This window comes from Gluconobacter sp. GP1 (assembly GCF_032913585.1).
Taxonomy (GTDB): Bacteria; Pseudomonadota; Alphaproteobacteria; order Acetobacterales; family Acetobacteraceae; genus Gluconobacter; species Gluconobacter cerinus.
This window is the reverse complement of sequence record NZ_JASGXC010000003.1, coordinates 609569-629575: the sequence shown is the minus strand read 5'-3', so window position 1 is coordinate 629575 and position 20007 is coordinate 609569. Positions and strand designations below refer to the sequence as shown.

Below are 20007 nucleotides of genomic sequence, written 5' to 3'. Positions count from 1 at the left end.
TATCCTCCTAAGGGGTATGAGGCGCGGGATTTAGGACAGTTCTGTAGGATTCGTCAACTCGCTCAGATATAAAATTCTCAATTTTTTCGTGTTCTGTTTTCGATTCTTGCGCAAATGGGGTGTATCTACGAAACGAAACCATCGAATTACCATTTGATCCCAAGGCATGATGCCGAAACCACGTCGCCTGTCGGCGCGTATATCGGCCTGTCGCCAGAACAGCAGCCTGTCGCGCAGCCTCGATCGTCACGTCACCCTGCAACACTGCAGCAAGCTCAGGAACCCCATGCGCGCGCATGGCTGGCAATACAGAATCCAGACCCCGTGCAACAAGTTGACGCACTTCATCCAGCGCCCCAGCCTCCAACATCTGGCTAAAGCGGGCATCAAGAGACGCCCGCAATTCCTCCCGAGGTGGATCAAGAAGAACGGAAACAAATCGGCAGGGAGCCGCTGGCAGACCGGGTTGAGCCCGCCACCAGACAAGACCATGCCCCGTCCCACGCCAGACTTCCCATGCTCTGGAAATACGCTGCGTATCATTCGGGCGCAGCATGGAGGCAGTTTCCGGGTCTACCTCCAACAGCTTCTCATGCAGAGCTGCCGGGCCAATGTCCTGCGCCAGCGTTCGGGCTTCCTGTCGCGCGCTATCCCCCGGGTCAGGCACTTCCACCAGACCATCTGTAAGAGCGCGGAGATACATGCCCGTACCGCCGCACAGAATTGGCAGACGCCCAGCCCTCCAGGCCGCGTCCATTTCGGTCAGAGCCTGTTCGCGCCACCAGGCCACACTTCCCGGCGTTGCCGCATCCAAAACACCGTACAGTCGGTGAGGAACAACCGCCTCATCCGCTGCATCGGGGCGGGCTGTGAGAATATGAAGATCGCGGTAAACCTGCATGGAATCAGCATTGATCACTGTTCCATTGAAGGTCCGCGCAAGATCAAGAGCCAGAGCAGACTTGCCGGAGCACGTCGGGCCAGCCACAATGATTGCTGTCTTTGGGGCGTTCATTCCCCTGTTCCTGCCACACGCGCTGGATCGTTACGAGAGCTTATGTCCCTTCCTTCCGTTCTGACACTCATTGCCGACCGCAAGGCTGGCCCCCTCAAACCAGAAGCCATCGACGTCGCCCGCTCTCTGGTGAAAGGCAAAGCCCCTATCGTTCTGTCTGAAGGGGAAGCCGTCGATATTCCATGCCCTACACCTGGGCCCGGCGCCGCAAGCGCCGCAACAATCCGCGCAACGCTGGCCCCCTATCAGGTCGACACACTGCTGCTGAAAACCCGTGGCCGTCGCAAAGCTGTTCTCGTCGCAGACATGGACAGCACTGTCGTGACGGGAGAAACGCTGGATGAAATGGCGGCGGCTCTTGGTGTAGGCGAGCAGGTTGCGGCCATCACCCGAGCCTCCATGAATGGAGAGATCGACTTTGAAACGTCCATTGAACAACGCGTTGCTCTGCTCGCAGGAAAATCAGCATCTGTTCTGGAAGACGTCTGGAAGAATGTAACCCTGACGGACGGCGCGAAAGAGCTCGTGCAGACCATGCGCAAGCACAACGCACGCACGGCTCTGGTGTCAGGTGGCTTCACATGGTTCACACAACGTGTGGCAGAGCTATGTGGCTTCGATGAAAATCACGGAAACATTCTTGAAATCACCGATGGCAAGATGACTGGAAAGCTAGGCGGCCCGGTTCTGGGGCCAGATGCAAAGCTGACTCATTTGGAAGCCCTGACAACTGAGCGGGGTGTTCAACTTCGTGCTGCGCTCACAACTGGTGACGGTGCGAACGATATTCCAATGCTGGCCAGCGCCGGGCTGGGTCTGGCCTTCCACGCAAAACCGAATGTGAAGAAGGTGATTGGCACGCAGATCAATTTTTCAGGTCTGCGTGCACATCTGTTCGCTCAGGGATACCGCGCCGCCGATTTCGTCACTGACTGACGAAAAGGCCGCGCCTTTATACTCCCGCCTCAATACCCCCAGGTATAAGGCGGGACACCACCATAATAGGTTGGCGCTCCATAATATCCCTGCGGAACGGCATACCCGCCAGCAGGAACGCCCCCCTGATATCCGCCAGGGTAGTATCCGCCGGGATAGGAATTGGCAGCACCTTCGATCGCCATGCCGGCTGCGACACCAAGGGCAGCACCAACGCCCCAGCCGCCCCAGCCCCAGCCGCCGCCCCAGCCCGGCGTACCCCAGCCGTAACCGAACCAGCCCGGGCCGCCCCAGCCATTCCATCCACCCCAACCGGGCGTACCCCAACCGACGAAGCGCGGGCCACCCCATCCACCGCCCCAGCCACCATAGCCGGGACGGAAGCCCCAACCGGGGCCTCCACGATAGCCGTAACCACCGCCTGGACCACCCCGGAAGCCACCCATGCCAGGGCCGCCACGGAATCCACCTCCCGGGCCTCCACCGTAACCGCCACCACCACGAAATCCGCCCATCCCGCCACCTCCGGGACCACCGCGGCCTCCACCTCCACCATGGAAGCCACCACCGCCGCCACGCTGCGCCATGGCCGAAAACGGTGCAGCACCAATCAATGCGGCCAGCACCAAGGCTCCAGCAGATTTTTTCGTGATGTTCATGGCTTGTCTCCTTGGAAATAGCCGCTTTTCAACTTTCCATATCGTCAGAACTCTGGTCCCTGAAAAGGGCTCTTTCAGGGCATGAAACAAGTCGTTTCACGTGAAACACTTCTGTCACCGACGCCTGCGGCCACCCCGCGCTCCGATATGGCCACCAAGGCGTTGCAGGGCATCCCGCAACTCGTCATCTTCAATCTCAGGAACATCAACCTGAACGGGCTTGGGCCTTGGCGGCTTGGGCCTCTCAAATGCTGTCATGTCCTGAACAATCTTCAACCGAAGAATGAGATGCTCTCCCCGCAGACCACAGGCTGTATTGATCCGTTCAATGATCTGAGGTGCGAGATGCTGCAATTCCATGGCAATCGGCCCCGAACACGCCAGCGTCAGAGACCCTGCCGACAGCCGACGCGGCTCGGTCACACGAGACAGACGTGGACCGATAAAATCTTCCCAGTCCATGGAAAGCCGAACCAGAAGCGGAGACTTCTTCTTGAACGCCGGCTTGGTAATTCCTGGCACCAGAGCACCGATCTGCCGGGCTCCTCCCCGCTTGGGAATCCACGCAGGCTTTTGGTCCATTCCCGCTGCCCGACCACGAAGGTTCTTGTCCGGACCGTGATCCTTCGTCATATCCCTCTCCGTGACACCTGATGCTTCCGACCTGCTCCGCTGGTACGACACTCACCGCCGCACCCTTCCCTGGCGCAGCCTCCCGGGGCAGCGGCCTAACCCCTATGCCGTCTGGCTGAGCGAAATCATGCTTCAGCAGACGACCGTAAAGGCTGTCATAGCCTATTACGAACGCTTTCTCACGCATTACCCGACCGTGCAGGATCTGGCCGCAGCCCCACAGGAAGACGTTCTCTATCTTTGGGCCGGGCTCGGCTACTATGCCCGTGCCCGTAATCTCCATGCGTGCGCCAAACGCGTTGCAGAACTCGGGCAATTCCCGGACACAGTCGAAGACCTTCTGAAGCTTCCGGGCGTGGGCGCTTATACCGCACGCGCCATCGCCGCGATTGCCTTCGGCCGCCCCGTCGTACCGGTCGATGGAAATGTCGAGCGCGTGACATCACGCCTTTTTGCCATAGAAAACCCTCTCCCCGCCTCGCGCCCGCTTCTGGCCAAAGAGGCAGCGCTCCTCAACCAGTCCGCAGAAGCACAGGATCGTCCATCAGACTTTGCCCAAGCCCTGTTCGATCTTGGGGCCACAATCTGCACACCCCGCAACCCATTTTGTCTGACATGCCCCTGGCGTCCATCCTGCCTTGGTCATGCTAAAGGAATAGCGTCCACACTTCCCCGCAAAGCGCCTAAACAGGCACGTCCCACGCGTTATGGCGTGCACTTTATCCTTTTGGATACAAGTGGGCAGGTTTTGATGAGAGCCCGGCCTGAAAAAGGTCTTCTCGGCGGCATGGACGAATTTCCGGGAACGGAGTGGCGCGAGGCCCCTTGGACTGAAGCTGATGCCATGAACCATGCCCCAACACTTGGGCCGTGGGCTCTACGGGGAGAGGTCACTCATGTCTTTACCCATTTCACACTTAAGCTCATGGTTTACGCAAAGACCCTCCCTGCGGGACATAATGCAGAGATCGACCCATCCTTTGGCGCGTTTCGGTCAACGACACGCGCAGCATTGCCGGGCGTTATGAAGAAATGCCTTGCCCTTGCAGTTACTGATATGGAGAAAAAATGAGCCAGACTTTTCCCAAAACCCAGTTGTGGTTCATGGACTGGCACAGCCGCGTTCTGGATCATGACCCGATCAGCGACTATTTTTCTCCGACGCCCTTCCAGCCTGGCGTCTATCCCGGCATGTCGGCCCTGATTGCGCTTCCCCTCAACCTTCCTTGCGACATTACGTTTACCAAGCGCGTTTCAATGCCCCGCCCGCTGCCCGTATTTGAAGCCCATGATGCTGAAAACGGGCTGCTATTTTTTCAGTTAAAAGGGCACGACAAATTTCTGAAAAGCGCCCCCGTACCAGGAAAGGGCGAGATCACCACCGACGCCTCTATTCCAAAAAACTGGGAGCGCTTTCTCCCCATGACGGAAGACGTCATGCGTGGCCTGTCCACTCTTCTAACCCCTCAATCCGCCAGCCTGATTGATGTAGCCACCGGGAAAGTACTTCCGCCCATCAAACCCGGCGTAGGGTTTCTGTGGTCCTTGGGAGAAACGCCTCTTCCCCTCGCTGCCAACATCCAGAATATTGAACAGATCGGACGGCTCCCCGCACGGCACGAAGCCGAAATTTCGTTTATTCGAAACGATGATCAGCCTCCCTTCCGAGTTCATGTCAGACGACCCAGCTGACACATCAGGACACGGAATTCACGATTGTCGTGAGGGCAGGTGATTTCCAGACCTTTCATGGTTGAACCTGCGTTGCTTTTCCTGAAAACCTCTTAGGGAAAGCTGCGACAATGCCTCAAACACCGTCCTCTGACCTCAAACATCTTCTCCCGTCCGAATTGGATACGGGAACAGTCAAACAGGGTCAGATTACTTTTGGAAACTGGCGCGGAGATGCTGACGTTCCTGAAGCACAGCCTCCACACGCACTTCCACCATCCGAACGTATCGGGTTTGCGGTCATGGGACTGGGACGGCTGACCCTCGGAGAAATTCTTCCTGCCTTCCTTCAATGTCGGCTCGCCAAACCCGTAGCGCTCATTTCCGGTCGCAGGGAAAAAGCCAGATCCGCAGGGCATGCTTATGGGATCGGGGAAGATTCGCTTTTCACCTATGATGAAATTCACAAACTGGCAGACAGGCCCGACATTCAGGCCGTGTATGTCGTAACCCCCAACGCATTGCATGCCAGTCAAGTGGAAGCACTTGCCGTCACGGGCAAACACGTCCTGTGCGAGAAGCCCATGGCCAACTCAAGCGCAGACGCCAAACGCATGATTGAAGCCTGCCATGCTGCAGGTGTTAAGCTCATGGTTGCCTATCGCTGCCATTATGAACCTTTCAATCAGCTTGTCAGAAACCTGGTTCAAAGCGGCGAACTGGGACGACCCAAACTTGTAGAAGCCATCAATACCCAGATGCAGGGAAACGCGGATCAATGGCGCCTCAAACCCGAACTGGCTGGCGGAGGAGCCCTTCCGGATATCGGTCTTTATTGTCTCAACGGAACACGCTCTGTGCTTGGAGAAGAACCTGAAAGCCTGTTCGCACAGATGGTCAGCCCTCCTGATGATCCACGCTACAAAAATCTGGACGAAACATTTTCATTCATGCTCCGCTTCCCGTCAGGTGTAATTGCCAACTGCGCCACCAGCTACGGCGCACATGAAAGCAAAGACTTGCGCATCCACCTGGAAAAAGGATGGATCTCTTTGGAAAACGCATTTGCCTATACAGGGCATCGTCTGCGCATTGGACGACGTCAGGGTGACCATAAAATAGTCAGCGAATGGCACATCCCGGCCGAGAACCAGTTTACTCTGGAAATCGACCATTTTGCTGAATGCATTCTCCAGAACCAGCCTCCCCGAACGTCTGGCGAAGAGGGGCTGAGAGATCAGAAACTGATGGAAGCGCTCTATCAGTCCGCCAGAACAGGTCAGATGATCCACCTGCCTAAAGACGCGTTGTAAACGCCCTCCTCAACCTATCTCGTGCAAGCCACACTTCGCATGCAATGGAACCCCACACCGCCCAGACAGTTAGGATCTTTGCTATGCTTAAACTCTCTTCTCCCCTCTCCGTACCGGCCGCCCTTTTCCTCGCAGCGTTCAGCCTTGCAGGCTGCGTGTCCGAACCTCTCAGCCCGCAGGAGCAGCAACTCGCTTCAGCAGGGTTTGTCAGGCATCCGGCCAATTCCCCGTCCCGCCGGGCCGAACTTCAACTCATGCCCCAGCATGTCTTCCTGACCCGCACCACACCTGAAGGCCTGCGCTATATCTACGCAGACCGTGACATCTGCGACTGCGCCTATATCGGCACGCAGGAAGCCTTCGAAAAATATGCGGCACAGCAACCCCATGGCGTACCAACCCTCGGTAACGCTACCCCGCCGACGGCAAACCCACCGGCACCAAACCTGCCCGCAACAGGCAAATAACTGACCTCGCCCCCGAGGCGCGTGCACCATGACCTTCACCGTCGGGCACTATCTTGCTGAACGCCTTACCCAGATTGGGCTGAAGCACCATTTTGCAGTGACGGGCGACGAGAGTCTCGTCCTGCTGGATCAAATGCTGGCTCATGGCGGCATGAAGCAGATTTACAGCTGCAATGAGCTGAATTGCAGCTTGTCCGCAGAAGGCTATGCCCGTGTTAATGGTGCAGCTGCAGCGATCATGACGGTCGGGGTTGGAGCCACCTCGGCCCTGAACGTCATAGGCGAAGCCTACGCTGAAAGTCTGCCTGTCATCCTGATTTCAGGAATATCAAACACAAATGACGAAGGGGCAGATCGCGCTTTACCCAGTCAGATCGCCATAATCGGCCGCATCACGGTAGCCGCAGAGAAAATTATCTCTGCTGAAACAGCCCCGGGGCAAATAGATCACGTTCTCCGAGCAGCTCTACGCGAGAAAAAACCAGCCTATCTGGAAATTCCATGCCATATCGCAGGCCAACCCTGCGTGAGACCCAGTCCGGTTTCCGCCGTGACATTAGATAGTTATCAATCTGAAATACCTGAATGCGGCAACAGAGGAACGTCTCTGACGTCTTAGAGCGCCCCTGAAAATTATCATTCCTGTTGGCAGCAAGCTTCAAGCAAGCGAAGCGATCCAAGAAACAGTCGACAGCGCGACCAAAGACATGTTGCTTCTGGGCCGAGCATCGCACCAAACCGGGTCTCAGCGCGTGAGTAACCCTTGAGCCCATTGGGAAGAGCTAATCTGCTTCCTCTTTCAAAACGACACCCGATAGAGCTGTTTTCAGAGCGTCCGGGCATTCGGCATTTAATCTGAAGGCAGGATCTTTATGTCTTCAACGCCACCAATAAACACCTGTGTCTGGTAGTAAGTGCTGCCAATCGTGCCATCTGCCTTGAGCCGGCCGATTAAAACCCTTTTGGCCAGACCTGAAGCCTGAACATGACGATGCATGAAATATTGCTCTGCGGTCTGGGATGTTCCCTGTAGCAGGTCGTTTACCGTGCTTTCGTGAATGGCGATGATAAGCGTCTTCGGATCCCGATAGTTATCAGCGGAATCCAGATAGACCATATTATTCTGCCGCCCGACGCGCTGGACAGTCATCTCGAATTTTCCAACAACGCCCGTCGGGTCTGCCGCTGCCGCTGCGATCGCTTTTTCGGGCGTATACGCTTCAGGTGAACATGCAGCCAGACTGATACCCACGACACCAAGAGCAATGCTCTTTTGAAAAAGCGCTATCACTGTCCACTCTCCATCATCAGGCACAGTCAAAATAACCGTATCTTTTCGTAACAGAACGTAGACTAACCGCTCCGGCGATTAGGCCAAGGCCTTATCCAACGAAATTTCTACGGCTTCTAACCTGCCAAGCTTTTAGAGAAGACGTGCGAATTTCATGAACAGAAACGTCACACTCATGAAAACGAAGCAGACAAAACCAGCTTCAATGGTCCCCCAGGCTCCCTGAGCCAGAAACATTCCGCCCGTATTCATTCCGAAGAATCCCGTTACGAACGTGGCAGGAAGCATCAAGGTTGTGCCGACCGATACGATATAGAGCCGCCGGTTGGTTTCTTCCGCCTGATTGGACCCCAGTTCATCCTGCAAAGACCGGGCACGGTCCTGAAGCGCGATAAGATCGTCCAAGGCTGCATGCACCTGGCGCTCAGCCCGATCCCGCAGTTCGTCCTCTGCCCAATCCGGAAGATCCAGATCTTCGTCTTTCAGAACGCGATCAATTGGCGTCACAACACGACGCAGCTCCGTCGCCCGACGCCGCACCTTACCAACAATACCACCCAGATGACCCAGATCAGAACGATGCTCGATCAGTAAAAGAGCATCTTCTGCGCGATCCAGGTCGTCATCAAGCTGGCCAAGCTGACGCCGCACTGTCCCTGTGAACTCCCGAAGGGCACGATCAATAATTCCTGCCGGCGTCGGAGGAATATGGTCGGCTTTCAAAGACCGGTAAGCGGCACCAAGAACCGGGATCGGATTGCGCCGTGTCGTAATCAGAAGATCGGGTCGCATTGCAAAGCGCCATGCACAGATCTCCCGGTCATCTTCAGACAAGGCATCATCAAAAGCAGGTAGCGCCCCCCAGATCAGATCATCGGCCGCTTCAAGTGCGATCCCGTATTCCGTTTCTGCCAGCATCCCGCACACATCTTCAGGCAGGTCGGGTAAATGCGCGACGAAAGACCGTGCGGAGCTGTGGACCGTGTCAAAATGAAGCCAGAACCAGCCCTGGGACGTCAGTTCATGGCCCGGTGTCAGAAGGTCTTCAACCTCTTCCTGACCCAAAGGTCGCAGGTCTTGTCCGGGTACAGCATGAACAGCCCAGACCAGCCCGTTCGCGAACGCAGGCTTCCCCGTCTCCTGATACGCAGGATCAATCACCGTGAAAGGAAAGTTGTAGGTGGAGTTCTCTGACACGGCATCCTCCTGTTCTTCAGGGGGTATTCTGGACCTTTGTCGGCACTCAACAGCACGACAGAGGGTAATCTGCCGTTCTCTGACATGGCCGCACAGCAGACGCAATATGCTCTTTATGGCAACTGTTACGCTGGCCGGGAGTTAACAGATTATTCCTGGAAGAGCCAGCTCTTCACCATCAAAGGAAATATAATCATGTCCATTCGCCTCAAAGCTTCCCTGCTTGCCACCGCTGTTCTGATGGCTGCCCCGGCGGTCTCTTCAACAGCATTCGCGCAGGCCATCAGCAGCCCCAGTAACGACCAGACGCAGACGGCCAACACCGCCGCGCAGAAGGCCCAGAACTCCACCATTGATCAGCCGGCGAACCATCTTCCGACCAATCCCCGGACCATTACGGAACAGCCGGACCAGCCAGCTCCTGCGGCCCCACACGCCATGTCCAACACGTCCAAGCAGGGCAAGACAGAATACAAAAGCCATCTGAAGCGGACAAAGCAGTCTCACCTGACGGTCAAGACGAAGCCTGACACCGCACAGCCGAACTGACACAGACCAGATGCGACGGAGCCACACTTTGCGTGGCTCCGCCAAATCTCTATACCTGCTGCCATCCAAGACGGGCAGTAAGGGCCAATCATGACCACGCAGGACTACAAGGTACACGACATCTCCCTGGCAGACTGGGGCCGCAAGGAAATTTCCATCGCTGAAGGCGAAATGCCCGGCCTGATGGCTCTCCGCGAAGAGTACAAGGACTCCCAGCCGCTTAAGGGCGCCCGTATCGCTGGCTGCCTCCACATGACCATCCAGACCGCCGTGCTGATCGAGACACTGACAGCTCTCGGCGCAACGGTCCGCTGGTCGTCCTGCAACATCTTCTCCACGCAGGATCACGCCGCAGCAGCCATCGCCGCCGCTGGCATTCCGGTTTTTGCCTGGAAGGGCCTGACGGAAGAAGAATTCAACTGGTGCATTGAGCAGACCATCACGGGGCCGGACGGCTGGACGCCGAACATGATCCTTGATGACGGCGGCGACCTCACGGTCATGATGCACGACCAGTTCCCGGAACTCCTGAAAGACGTCCGCGGCCTGTCTGAAGAAACGACGACAGGTGTGCATCGCCTCTGGCAGATGGCAAAGGCTGGCACGCTGAAGGTTCCGGCCATCAACGTGAATGACAGCGTCACGAAGTCCAAGTTCGACAACCTGTACGGCTGCCGCGAGAGCCTGGTGGACGCTATTCGCCGTGGCACAGACGTCATGATGGCCGGCAAGGTTGCCGTGGTTGCCGGTTACGGCGACGTGGGCAAGGGTTCCGCTGCTTCTCTGCGCAACGCAGGCTGCCGCGTTCTCGTGACCGAAGTCGACCCGATCTGCGCCCTTCAGGCCGCCATGGAAGGCTATGAAGTCGTCACCATGGAAAACGCAGCTCCGCGCGGCGACATTTTCGTCACCTGCACGGGCAATGTGGACATCATCACGATCGACCACATGCGTGAAATGAAGGACCGTGCGATCGTCTGCAACATCGGTCACTTCGATAGCGAAATCCAGGTCGAAGCCCTGCGCAACTATCGCTGGAACAACATCAAGCCGCAGGTTGACGAAGTCGAGCTGGCCGAAGGCCGCCGCATCATCCTGCTCTCCGAAGGCCGTCTCGTGAACCTTGGCAACGCCACGGGTCACCCGTCCTTCGTGATGTCCGCTTCCTTCACCAACCAGACGCTGGCCCAGATCGAACTCTGGACCGCCAAGCCGGGCCAGTACGAGGTGAAGGTTTACACCCTGCCAAAGGCTCTGGACGAAAAGGTCGCTGCCCTGCACCTCGCAAAGGTCGGCGCTGAACTCTCCAAGATGTCCACGAAGCAGGCTGACTACATTGGCGTTCCGGTTGCCGGTCCGTTCAAGCACGAAGAATATCGTTACTGAGCGGAACAGGTGACACGGGGTAGGCGTTGTCTACCCCGACACTGTTTTTCAAACCGTCAGGAGAATTTCCTATGGGTCTTTTCAGCTCGATCATGTCCAAGATTTTCGGACATGCAGAAGCAGCCACGCCGACAACCTCCGGCACGGCTGATGCACAGGCTTCCGCTGGCGCTCCGGCTGCCGCAGCCCCAGCGACGCCTGCAACTCCAGCCGCACCAGTAGATGTGGATGCCGTTCTTTCGGATCTGGCATCCAAGGCTGGCCAGCCGCTGAACTACAAGACCTCGATTGTGGATCTTCTGAAGCTGCTCGGCCTCGACAGTTCCCTGGAATCACGCAAGCAGCTGGCAGGCGAACTGCACTACACGGGCAGCACGGATGACTCAGCAACGATGAACGTCTGGCTCATCAAGCAGGTCTATGCCGAGCTGGCCAAGAACGGTGGTAAGGTTCCTGAAGGCTGGGCTCACTAAGCCTTTCCAAAGGATTTGTTACGAAAAAGCCCGGATGTTCTCATCCGGGCTTTTTTATTTTTCACTGCGTAGAAAAAAGAATGGGCCGCGAAGGGGACAGTGTTAAGGCAGACGTCTCAATATCAGGCGCCCTCCCCTGACGCAGCTCTGCCAGAGACTGGTGGAAAACCCTGATCCTGACATCCCGTGAGCCATCTGCGTGACGCCAGCGTTCGAACGCCAGAACGGTATTCGGGGCCGTAGAATCCGGTTGATCGGGGAAAGACCAGTCGAGCCCGAACAGGGCCATCATGGCGGCCAGATTGGTATCGTGACCGGCCAGAACAAGGACCTTTGTGGAAGACGATATCCCGGGGATAGACAGAACCGGGCGATCAGACAAAAACGCACGAATACTTTCCGCCATCACCCCGTTTCTGGCGCGGGCATATTCGGGCAGACGCCTCAGAAGATGATTTTCTGCCTCATGCGCGGACATAACAGCGTCCAGAACGTGCGGCGCATCTTTGTCAGCCACCTCGAAGTCAGCCAGAGACAAACCTTCTGCATAAGTCAGCAACAGACTTTCTGCAGCCATGCCTCCCGTTACGAAGCCGCCCTGAAGATGTGGTGCTCCTTTTTTCCACTCAATCTTCGTCGCACCTAAAAAGCATTGAGGCGGCGAATTACTCTCCGAGCATGCATCCGGCGCCATGAGCGACTGAACGGCTTTCAAAGCGTTATGAGAGGCCGGTTCGGGCAATATCTTCGTGGCGGCTGCAAATTCTTGCTCCAAAACTCCACGATCAATCTGGCCTGCCTGAGTGCCAAGCCCATTAAAAACCGGATCGACACCTGTCGTCGCCCAATGGGCCTTTATGGCGCATCCTGGGGCTATTTCTTTAGCCCAGACGTCCCCCGTCTGTCGCGTCCGATGATCAGCCGTATCAGCCCAGACAACAGTCTCCTGCTCCAGGATCTGACACGTCTTGGAGCCCTGAAACAGAGCGCTTGCGCTATAGTTTCTCTGAACAGCCTGCACCATCGCTGCCAACGCTACGGCACCGTGCTGTGTCATTTCTCCAGGCGCTACAGACCATGTCTGCCAGGTATGACCCGTCCGGTGCTGCATGTCCTGAGGCGAAAGCGTCGGACTGCGGATCCCGTGTCGACCGAGAAAAACAACTTTTTCGAGAACATCTGGCTGCGCCTGAGAGGCACAGCCCCCTAAGGCAAACAGAAGAGCAAGCGAAGACAGTTGCCGTATCATGGCATCGTTGCCGTCATGTTGAAGAACACGCTCCGGCCAGCAATACGCCAGAACAGTGGGGCATCGCCATAAGACTGATTACCCGCAAAGTCGCTGATGGCGCGGTTGTTGAACAGGTTGGCAATCTTGATGCTTGGGGTCACGTTACTGAAAAACGAGCCAATATGATGAATGCGCCAGCCCATGGCGAGATCCGCCGTCACAGTGCTTCCAATTTTGTACTGATTTTTGAAGACCGTATTGTCTGCATCATCAGTCGTGCTGTCCAAGCCCCAATGCGTTCCGGCATATTTCCCCATGATTGAGAAATAGGGCCCGTGCTCACTCTCATAGAGCAGCCCGAAAGACGCCAAAGCGTTTGGACTTTTAGCAACGCGAACATTGCTGTGCTTATATTTTGCGTCATTGACGCTGTAATTCCCATAAAGGGAAAAACCGTAACCAATGACATATTGCCCTTCGAGTTCAATTCCTCGGTAAACTGCACCACCGCTATTCACATATGTCGATGTCGTACCGATATTGGGAACCTGAATCTGCGCAGAGGCAATATAATTCGAGAAATTGATGTAATATCCATCCAGAGAAAGCATCCAGTTGCGGCCATGATATACCGATCCCACCTGATAATTCATGGTGGTTTCAGGCTTTACATTTCCAACGGAACTAACCTGAAAAACAGACAGTGGTGGCGCGAGAAAGCCGCGCGCGACCTGAGCATAAGCACTCCAGTTTTTCATAATACGTTGATTAATCGCAATGGATGGCTGCCATGATCCATAGCTTTGTGTGTCTTTCAGTGGGAGCTTTGTCCCCTTATTAATGCCCGCATCATAATCTCGTTTGAAAATGGAATATTTTACACCCGGCTTAATTGTTGCTCCTGCCCACGGATGAAAATTCAGTTCCAGATAAGGTTGAATTGTCGTGTTCAGGTCTGAAATATCATAGCTATATGCTGAACCATTTTTACCAAGAACCGGAACGGAGTTCTGGCTCAGATCAATGGCATACGTGTAGCGACGATCTTTCTGAACATCAGCCCAAACCCCCAGAAGAATATCACCGTAAGACGTATGCCCTTTCAGACGAAGGGTATCGCCATATGTCCGGTAAGCTGCATCTGCATATTTTCCAGGAATATCGTTTTTATAAGTCGCCACCTTTTTCCCAGCAGCACTATAAAATGTCACACCGTTTGCTGCGGCATCACCCTGACTTGCGTCTGTGCTTTCAGAATAATCATGCTCAAAGCCACTGGTGTAAATCTGATTTTCCAATGTGAGCCAAGACAGAAGCTTTGTCTTAAGAGAGATATAATCAAAATCAGATGTATAAACGCTTGGCTGATACCCGTAATAACACTGCTTCGACGGATCATTGCATAACCCGTAGTTCTTTCCATATTTTTTATAATCGTCCAAGGTAGCGCCCTGGGTCGTGTACTGCCATTCCTTGTTATACGTCGTTTCAATCGTCAGCGTTGTTTCTGGCGCCAGATCGATAACATCCTTGAACATCAGGTTGCTGCGACGCTCAGAAGAATTGGTCAGATAACCATTGGTTTCTTCGTGCTGCATATCGATAAAAGCACGGCCCATTCTGGTTTTGCCTGTATCGAATTCAATACCACCTGCGCGAGTATTGAAACTACCGTACGTCCCGTAAAGCGTTGTCCCCATCCGCGCCGCTGGGTTTTTAGACATAAATCCCATGGTTCCGCCGAACGTCGCATTTCCTATCGTTGACGCTGTGCCAGGCCCACGATCAATCTGCGCCTCCCCCAGAAAGTGAGAGATAAACAGTGAGGACGTCGTATGGCCCATATCGGAAGCATTTCCGAAAGGAATGCCGTCGAATGTCATATTATATTGGCCGTCCTGAAAACCACGCAGACTCATGGTTTCAGCTTTTCCCATTCCCGGCCCATTCGGGTTCTGAGAAAATACGCTTGGCTGGAATTGAATAATGTCATCAACGCTGGCGAGCGGAATAATATTATTTGCCAAAAACCCCGACTGAATTTTTGATGTCGGTTGCGTAATGTCTAGCGGAACCGTTGCGGGAGCGATACGTGCAGCATGCCCAAGAACTGTGAGCTTTTCGACCTTCGGCTTTTCTTTGGATGCATCCTTTTCGGTGTCAGCCTGCTTGAGCTCTGCCGCGTTGGTCGTTGAACCAAAAAATATCGCCGCAGCCATAACGCCTGTCTGCAGGACGATTTTTTTTCTGGTACTGATCATTGGAATTGCGCGCTCCCGTGGAATAGAGAACGCTCATTACTGTTACTGCCCAGCGCTGAGAACAGGAATTACCATTCTGTAATATAAACTTCATACGGAATACCAAAATCTGTCATAAATATTATGAAACATTTTGGTGTTGGAATGTATCAGGGTAGCGGTCGCTTGTCCGCGATGGGGTCAATCTTCGGTTCCGTCAATGGGCCGGAATCCACTACAACAACCAGATCTCCTGCGATCGGGGTCGCCTCCCGGTCCTTTGGCAGGAGTGCCGCAAAGCGTGGATCATAGCTGGCCGCCTGTTCGTAAAGCGCATCTATCAGACCATAATGATCCATGAAGCGGTTCATCGTCGCTGGAATTCGGATACACCCTTCAGACGCAGAGTGACCAAGTCTCCACTCAAGAAACTGTGGGTCCGTAGCGTGAATTTCCAGCCGGATCTGCCCAGTTTCATGTTTTGGGAGCCAGCCCTTCATTGCCGTCTGCCATCCCATATCCCAAACACGAGATCCTTTGGCACCAATTCCGCGGATACCATATTTGTTTTTTGTGCCTTCAGCGCGATAGCCCAAGCGGTCGGCTGAATTTTGGAACACACCTGTCGGAGTAATGTAATAGTATTTCCGGCCTGTTGTTCCTGTTGAAACAGGAGTGCCCCCCAGCGATACCCAAGGCTCGTCTGGTAATGCCAGAACAAAATCAAGATGCTGAATACGCTCATTACGATCCACAACCATAATCAGTTGAGGACGTGATACAGGCTGATTGGCCTTTGCAACTTCAGCCTGAGCAAGAGAAACAAAAGCGTCCCGACGGTCCTGCTTATAGGTCGTAAAACCCTTCACGGTCTTTGCCATCATTTTCACGAGGCGCGCTGCTTCCTTGTGGGCCTCTGCATTGCTGACGACAGGAAGAGGCGGAATCTGAACCGCAGGGACTACCGGCGTAGCATCTGTCACGGGATTACTGGCAGGCGCAGGAACAGAAACGTCTCCACCTGGTGCGCTCGATGCAGGAGGAGTTGGATCCGCATGCGCACACGCTGACAACAAAGGACCGCCACCACATAATGCGGTTGTCACGACAAGAAGTCTGGCAGAGCGATACAATGTGGAAACAGGCCGCATGGACAGGATTACCCTCGGTTCATAATGGTTCAATGAACGCGGGGGATCGGCAGAACCGTCCAGCGTTCAGCGGGAGACGCCACGCCTTAACGCGCCATCTCCCCAAAAAGTCACAGGTCGAGCAAGAGGCGTCTTGGATCTTCAACAAGCTGCTTCACTCTAACAAGAAAACTGACCGCTTCCCGACCATCGACAATTCGATGATCGTAGGAAAGTGCGACATACATCATCGGTCTGACAACAATCTGACCATCCCGCACAACGGGTCGATCCTGAATGGCATGCATCCCCAGAATACCCGATTGCGGAGTATTCAGAATCGGCGTGGACAGAAGTGAGCCGAAAATGCCTCCGTTCGTTATGGAAAACGTTCCAGAAGAAAGCTCATCAAGCTTGAGAGACCCAACTCTCGCACGCCTTCCATAGTCGGCGATCCGACGCTCTAATTCAGCGAAGCTCATCTGATCGGCTTCATGCAGAACCGGGACAACAAGCCCCCGTTCTGTACCAACGGCAATGCCCAGATTGACGAAATCGCGATAGACAATCTCATCGCCTTCGATCTGGGCATTAAGTGCCGGGTAATCCTTCAGCGCTCCAACAACAGCCCGGGCGAAAAATGACATGAAGCCCAACCGGGCACCGTCATGCTTTTTTTCAAACTCATCACGATATTCTGCCCGCAAAGCTTTTGCCGCTGACATATCGATTTCATTGAACGTCGTGAGAATGGCAGCCGTATTCTGAGCCGCTTTTAGATTCCGTGCGATAGTCTGACGAAGGCGTGACATGGGAACACGACGCTCGCGACCATCATCTGCCCTTGGCGCTGAGGGAATTGGTGCTTTGGCCGGTGCAGCAACGGGTTCCGGCTTCGGAGCAGCAGCAGGCAAAGGTTCGGGGGCAGGCGTGGAAACAGGCTCAGGCTTTACTGCTTCGACAGGAGCAACGGGAGCGACAGTCGGCGCTTCAGCCGTTTCGTCCACTTCTCCCAGAAGACCCCCTATTTCCACCTCTGTGCCAACCGCGATGCAATTCTCCAGACGCCCGGCAGACGGGGCCGTCACCTCAACGCTGACCTTGTCTGTCTCAAGTTCGAGAATTGTTTCATCGTGCTGAACATAGTCGCCAGACTGCTTCAGCCACCGCGCGACGATTGCGGTCGTCAGGCTTTCCCCTAGCGCCGGTACCCGGATTTTGACCGCCATCGTCACTCCTTACTTGCACAAACATCCCGATCAAGGGATGGATCTCTATAAAATTCCCGTTCCGTCGGACATACGACAGGATCACAAAAACAGGATAGTGCATCTTGCGGTCAAACGGGAGCCAGGAACTATCCCTATGCCGGGACTTTGAAAAGAAGAGCAAAGGACACCGTCATGCCCCTTCCCTCGGATTATCCCGAATTTCTTGCATCCGATCATCTTTCTGGAAGAACGCGCGACATTCTCGTCACGCGCCTTGAGGACGACCTGTTACAGGCGCCACGCGTCCTTTCCCCAAAAGCCTTTGCGGTTCTTGAGGCCATCCTCCCGGTTCTGATTCCTCAGGAAGATATTCTAGGAAACAGTCCCCTTAATCTGGCCGTCCGCATAGATACCGCCCTTGCCGGACCACGCGACGGATGGCGGTTTGCAGAACTTCCTCCCGACGTCACGGCGTGGGAGCAGGCATTACTAACTCTGGATGATCTCGCCAAAGCTCAGCACAGCATGCCGTTCCCGGCGCTTAATGCTTCAGCGATTGGTGAGACGCTCGATGAACTCGCGGAAGGACGCCACGGCATAAACGCGGCGAACCGCCTGACGGCTGAGCAGATGCAAAAGTGGTCATTCGATCTCCGGGCAGACGCGATTGAATGCTTCCTTGCCGATGCTCGCGTTCAGGATGCACTGGGAATTTCCGCCAACCTCAACGGTGGGGATAATGTGTTCCAAGGGTTCCAGACTGTTGAGGCCAATGAGCGGGAATCCTTTGAACCCTCACCCAAAATTCCTTCAGCCAAACCGTGAGACAAGACCCTTCCATGAAGACCTATGCCGAAACAGAGATTCTGGACGTCATTGTCATTGGGAGTGGCGCAGGTGGCGCTCCTCTTGCCGCTCGTCTGGCCCAGGCCGGAAAGAGTGTCCTGGTCCTTGAAGCTGGCCCGAGCTTTTCACCCTCCCGTTATACATCAGACGAGATCGAGGCGCGCGAAATCTACTGGCTGCATGAACGTCTGTCTGGTGGCCGCAATCCTCAACCTTTCGGTGGAAATAACAGTGGCACTGGCGTGGGCGGCTCCCTGCTACATTACGGCGCTTTTCTACCCCGCCCTCATGCTGGCGATTTTCGGCTTCATACTGAAACCGGCCGCAGTGTGGATTGGCCCTTTTCTTATGAAGAGCTCCTCCCTTACATCGAAGAGGTTGAAGCTTTCATTGGTGTCTCGGGGCCATCCAACTATCCGTGGGATCCTGCCCGGCGTTATGCTTATGCCCCCCCACCAGCCAATCCGGCTGCGATGAAGATGCGGGACGCCTGCGATGCCGTTGGCATTCGTCATGCTGATGGGCCAACGGCTCTCATTACGCGCGATTTCAATCAGCCTCATTTTGGAACTCGTAAAGCGTGTGCAAATTGCGGCGCATGTCATCAGGGCTGCCGCAACGGGGCCAAGTCAGGCGCAGACAATACGTGGCTTCCACTTGCTGTCGCGCGTGGTGCTGAAATTCGCTCTGGATGCCACGTCCATACAATCGAGACGAACCAGGCTGGGCGCGTCACCGGTGTCGTCTACACTCGAAACGGTGAAAACGTCCGTCAACGCTGTGAGCGCCTTGTTCTGTCTGCTGGTGCTGTCGAAACGGCAAGACTACTGCTTCACAACGAACTGGCAAACAGCTCCGGACAGGTCGGTGAAAACTACATGACCCATATCTCGACGCAGATCTGGGGAGAAATTGATGAGGAGGTACGCCCGAACCGGGGTTATCCGTCCCTCACAATCACAGAAGACATGATGCGCCCCAAAGATGCCGATTTTGCGGGGGGCTATCTGATTCAGTCTCTCGGAATGATGCCGATCACCTGGGCCTCCAACATCGCACGTGGGTCAAAGCGTCGTGGAGCAGATCTCGTAAGAACATTGGCCGGGTACAACCGCAGTATCGGCATGGGGATTCACGGCGACTGCATGCCCAGCCCTGAAAACCGGGTTGTTCTGTCAGATGAAAAGGATGCTCTGGGTCTGCCAAAGCCACTCATTACCCACAGCTACGGCCCGAACGAACTGGCAATGCACGCTCATGCATCGCGTCTGTTAACGCGCATGTGGCAAGCCATCGGAGCCAAGGATCTACGTCTTCTTGATCGGGCAGCCCATATGATGGGAACGGCACGGATGGGGACGGAGTCCGGCTCTGCTGTCGTCACCCCATCCGGCCAGAGTTTTGATATCGACAACCTCTGGATCAGCGATCATTCAACCTTTCCCAGTGCAACGGCAGCCAATCCGGCCCTGACCATTATGGCCCTGTCCTTGCGCACTGCAGATGCCATGTTGAAAAACTGATTTATATCAAAGTGCCACCCCGGAGCGCACGAGGCTTGACACCCCTTTGTGCGCTCCGGTAATCCAAGCGTGACTTCTTGGTGGCTATCAGCTGCCCGGTCTCCTTTCCTAACCGGATGATGCCCGTTTGCGATGCCCGGCCCTTCATGGGTTCCAGACATCCCGAACCACTGCTTCCGATCCAGTTCTTGCATCAGGCAGGCACATCCTCCCCCATTAAGGTCTGCCCAAAGGGC

The 20007-nt window shown here is 55.1% G+C and carries 19 protein-coding genes and 1 pseudogene; 11 read left to right on the top strand and 9 right to left on the bottom strand.

The window, feature by feature from the left end:
• Positions 1-7 precede the first annotated feature (7 nt).
• On the bottom strand, positions 8-1015 hold the full coding sequence (gene miaA, locus R5H23_RS11000) for a tRNA (adenosine(37)-N6)-dimethylallyltransferase MiaA (protein ID WP_317215443.1): 1008 nt from the start codon (positions 1013-1015) through the stop codon (positions 8-10).
• A gap of 42 nt (positions 1016-1057) precedes the next feature.
• Here miaA and serB point away from each other — a divergent pair, with 42 nt between their 5' ends.
• The gene (serB, locus tag R5H23_RS10995) at positions 1058-1951 is read left to right on the top strand and encodes a phosphoserine phosphatase SerB (RefSeq protein WP_211503610.1); all 894 of its coding nucleotides are present in this window, start codon (positions 1058-1060) and stop codon (positions 1949-1951) included.
• A gap of 29 nt (positions 1952-1980) precedes the next feature.
• On the opposite strand, the gene R5H23_RS10990 is transcribed toward serB, so the two are convergent.
• Positions 1981-2610 carry a hypothetical protein gene (locus tag R5H23_RS10990; protein WP_317215442.1) on the bottom strand — a complete coding sequence of 210 codons (630 nt, stop codon included), beginning with the start codon at positions 2608-2610 and terminating at the stop codon, positions 1981-1983.
• A gap of 114 nt (positions 2611-2724) precedes the next feature.
• Positions 2725-3243: a DciA family protein gene (locus R5H23_RS10985; RefSeq protein WP_064275159.1), complete on the bottom strand. Its 519-nt coding sequence runs from the start codon at positions 3241-3243 to the stop codon at positions 2725-2727.
• Positions 3244-3253: 10 nt separating this feature from the next.
• Between R5H23_RS10985 and mutY the strand changes: the two genes are divergently transcribed.
• From mutY to R5H23_RS10960, 5 genes and pseudogenes are all read left to right on the top strand, one after another.
• Positions 3254-4315 (top strand): A/G-specific adenine glycosylase, encoded by a 1062-nt coding sequence (gene mutY, locus R5H23_RS10980; RefSeq protein WP_317215441.1) that lies wholly within the window; start codon positions 3254-3256, stop codon positions 4313-4315.
• On the top strand, positions 4312-4935 hold the full coding sequence (locus R5H23_RS10975; RefSeq protein ID WP_317215440.1) for a hypothetical protein: 624 nt from the start codon (positions 4312-4314) through the stop codon (positions 4933-4935). The genes mutY and R5H23_RS10975 overlap by 4 nt, the downstream gene beginning before the upstream one ends.
• A 110-nt stretch (positions 4936-5045) precedes the next feature.
• Positions 5046-6227 carry a Gfo/Idh/MocA family oxidoreductase gene (locus R5H23_RS10970; RefSeq protein ID WP_317215439.1) on the top strand — a complete coding sequence of 394 codons (1182 nt, stop codon included), beginning with the start codon at positions 5046-5048 and terminating at the stop codon, positions 6225-6227.
• Between the two features lie 83 nt (positions 6228-6310).
• Complete coding sequence (locus R5H23_RS10965; RefSeq protein WP_233126259.1) at positions 6311-6694, top strand: hypothetical protein; 384 nt, start codon at positions 6311-6313, stop codon at positions 6692-6694.
• 28 nt (positions 6695-6722) lie between these two features.
• Positions 6723-7259 (top strand): annotated as a pseudogene (locus R5H23_RS10960) (thiamine pyrophosphate-binding protein); the annotation flags it as partial.
• Positions 7260-7544: 285 nt separating this feature from the next.
• Here R5H23_RS10960 and R5H23_RS10955 read toward each other — a convergent pair.
• Together R5H23_RS10955 and R5H23_RS10950 are read right to left on the bottom strand one after the other, a co-directional pair.
• A complete protein-coding gene (locus R5H23_RS10955; protein ID WP_317215438.1) occupies positions 7545-7985 on the bottom strand; it encodes a hypothetical protein in 441 nt (146 codons plus the stop codon).
• Positions 7986-8117: 132 nt separating this feature from the next.
• Complete coding sequence (locus R5H23_RS10950) at positions 8118-9182, bottom strand: transporter (protein WP_086634723.1); 1065 nt, start codon at positions 9180-9182, stop codon at positions 8118-8120.
• Between the two features lie 195 nt (positions 9183-9377).
• Here R5H23_RS10950 and R5H23_RS10945 point away from each other — a divergent pair, with 195 nt between their 5' ends.
• The 3 genes from R5H23_RS10945 (at position 9378) to R5H23_RS10935 (ending at position 11590) form a co-directional block, all read left to right on the top strand.
• Positions 9378-9731: a hypothetical protein gene (locus R5H23_RS10945; protein WP_099211936.1), complete on the top strand. Its 354-nt coding sequence runs from the start codon at positions 9378-9380 to the stop codon at positions 9729-9731.
• 90 nt (positions 9732-9821) lie between these two features.
• Positions 9822-11117 carry an adenosylhomocysteinase gene (gene ahcY / locus R5H23_RS10940; protein ID WP_086634722.1) on the top strand — a complete coding sequence of 432 codons (1296 nt, stop codon included), beginning with the start codon at positions 9822-9824 and terminating at the stop codon, positions 11115-11117.
• Between the two features lie 71 nt (positions 11118-11188).
• Entirely contained in the window at positions 11189-11590 is a 402-nt protein-coding gene (locus tag R5H23_RS10935) for a DUF3597 domain-containing protein (protein WP_086634721.1), read from the top strand.
• A 61-nt stretch (positions 11591-11651) separates the two neighbouring features.
• On the opposite strand, the gene R5H23_RS10930 is transcribed toward R5H23_RS10935, so the two are convergent.
• From R5H23_RS10930 to sucB, 4 genes are all read right to left on the bottom strand, one after another.
• On the bottom strand, positions 11652-12839 hold the full coding sequence (locus tag R5H23_RS10930; protein WP_317215436.1) for a phosphoanhydride phosphohydrolase: 1188 nt from the start codon (positions 12837-12839) through the stop codon (positions 11652-11654).
• Positions 12836-15082, bottom strand: coding sequence for a TonB-dependent receptor domain-containing protein (locus R5H23_RS10925; protein WP_317215435.1), 2247 nt, complete (start codon positions 15080-15082; stop codon positions 12836-12838). Before R5H23_RS10925 ends, R5H23_RS10930 begins: the two co-directional genes overlap by 4 nt.
• A 149-nt stretch (positions 15083-15231) precedes the next feature.
• Entirely contained in the window at positions 15232-16212 is a 981-nt protein-coding gene (locus R5H23_RS10920; RefSeq protein WP_317215433.1) for a L,D-transpeptidase, read from the bottom strand.
• 110 nt (positions 16213-16322) lie between these two features.
• Positions 16323-17420 carry a dihydrolipoyllysine-residue succinyltransferase gene (sucB, locus tag R5H23_RS10915; protein WP_317215432.1) on the bottom strand — a complete coding sequence of 366 codons (1098 nt, stop codon included), beginning with the start codon at positions 17418-17420 and terminating at the stop codon, positions 16323-16325.
• A gap of 174 nt (positions 17421-17594) precedes the next feature.
• On the opposite strand from sucB, the gene R5H23_RS10910 reads away from it, so the two are divergent.
• Both R5H23_RS10910 and R5H23_RS10905 read left to right on the top strand, forming a co-directional pair.
• Positions 17595-18227 carry a gluconate 2-dehydrogenase subunit 3 family protein gene (locus tag R5H23_RS10910; protein WP_317215431.1) on the top strand — a complete coding sequence of 211 codons (633 nt, stop codon included), beginning with the start codon at positions 17595-17597 and terminating at the stop codon, positions 18225-18227.
• A 14-nt stretch (positions 18228-18241) separates the two neighbouring features.
• Positions 18242-19771 carry a GMC family oxidoreductase gene (locus tag R5H23_RS10905; protein WP_317215430.1) on the top strand — a complete coding sequence of 510 codons (1530 nt, stop codon included), beginning with the start codon at positions 18242-18244 and terminating at the stop codon, positions 19769-19771.
• Positions 19772-20007: the final 236 nt, after the last annotated feature.

Bases quoted from the DNA above. Each gene is read 5' to 3' on its own strand.
- R5H23_RS10990 (WP_317215442.1), bottom strand. From the start codon at position 2,610: ATGAACATCACGAAAAAATCTGCTGGAGCCTTGGTGCTGGCCGCATTG.
- R5H23_RS10905 (WP_317215430.1), top strand. From the start codon at position 18,242: ATGAAGACCTATGCCGAAACAGAGATTCTGGACGTCATTGTCATTGGG.
- R5H23_RS10975 (WP_317215440.1), top strand. From the start codon at position 4,312: ATGAGCCAGACTTTTCCCAAAACCCAGTTGTGGTTCATGGACTGGCAC.
- R5H23_RS10920 (WP_317215433.1), bottom strand. From the start codon at position 16,212: ATGCGGCCTGTTTCCACATTGTATCGCTCTGCCAGACTTCTTGTCGTG.
- R5H23_RS10930 (WP_317215436.1), bottom strand. From the start codon at position 12,839: ATGATACGGCAACTGTCTTCGCTTGCTCTTCTGTTTGCCTTAGGGGGC.
- R5H23_RS10945 (WP_099211936.1), top strand. From the start codon at position 9,378: ATGTCCATTCGCCTCAAAGCTTCCCTGCTTGCCACCGCTGTTCTGATG.
- sucB (WP_317215432.1), bottom strand. From the start codon at position 17,420: ATGGCGGTCAAAATCCGGGTACCGGCGCTAGGGGAAAGCCTGACGACC.
- R5H23_RS10970 (WP_317215439.1), top strand. From the start codon at position 5,046: ATGCCTCAAACACCGTCCTCTGACCTCAAACATCTTCTCCCGTCCGAA.
- R5H23_RS10925 (WP_317215435.1), bottom strand. From the start codon at position 15,082: ATGATCAGTACCAGAAAAAAAATCGTCCTGCAGACAGGCGTTATGGCT.
- R5H23_RS10935 (WP_086634721.1), top strand. From the start codon at position 11,189: ATGGGTCTTTTCAGCTCGATCATGTCCAAGATTTTCGGACATGCAGAA.
- R5H23_RS10965 (WP_233126259.1), top strand. From the start codon at position 6,311: ATGCTTAAACTCTCTTCTCCCCTCTCCGTACCGGCCGCCCTTTTCCTC.
- miaA (WP_317215443.1), bottom strand. From the start codon at position 1,015: ATGAACGCCCCAAAGACAGCAATCATTGTGGCTGGCCCGACGTGCTCC.
- R5H23_RS10910 (WP_317215431.1), top strand. From the start codon at position 17,595: ATGCCCCTTCCCTCGGATTATCCCGAATTTCTTGCATCCGATCATCTT.
- serB (WP_211503610.1), top strand. From the start codon at position 1,058: ATGTCCCTTCCTTCCGTTCTGACACTCATTGCCGACCGCAAGGCTGGC.
- ahcY (WP_086634722.1), top strand. From the start codon at position 9,822: ATGACCACGCAGGACTACAAGGTACACGACATCTCCCTGGCAGACTGG.
- R5H23_RS10985 (WP_064275159.1), bottom strand. From the start codon at position 3,243: ATGACGAAGGATCACGGTCCGGACAAGAACCTTCGTGGTCGGGCAGCG.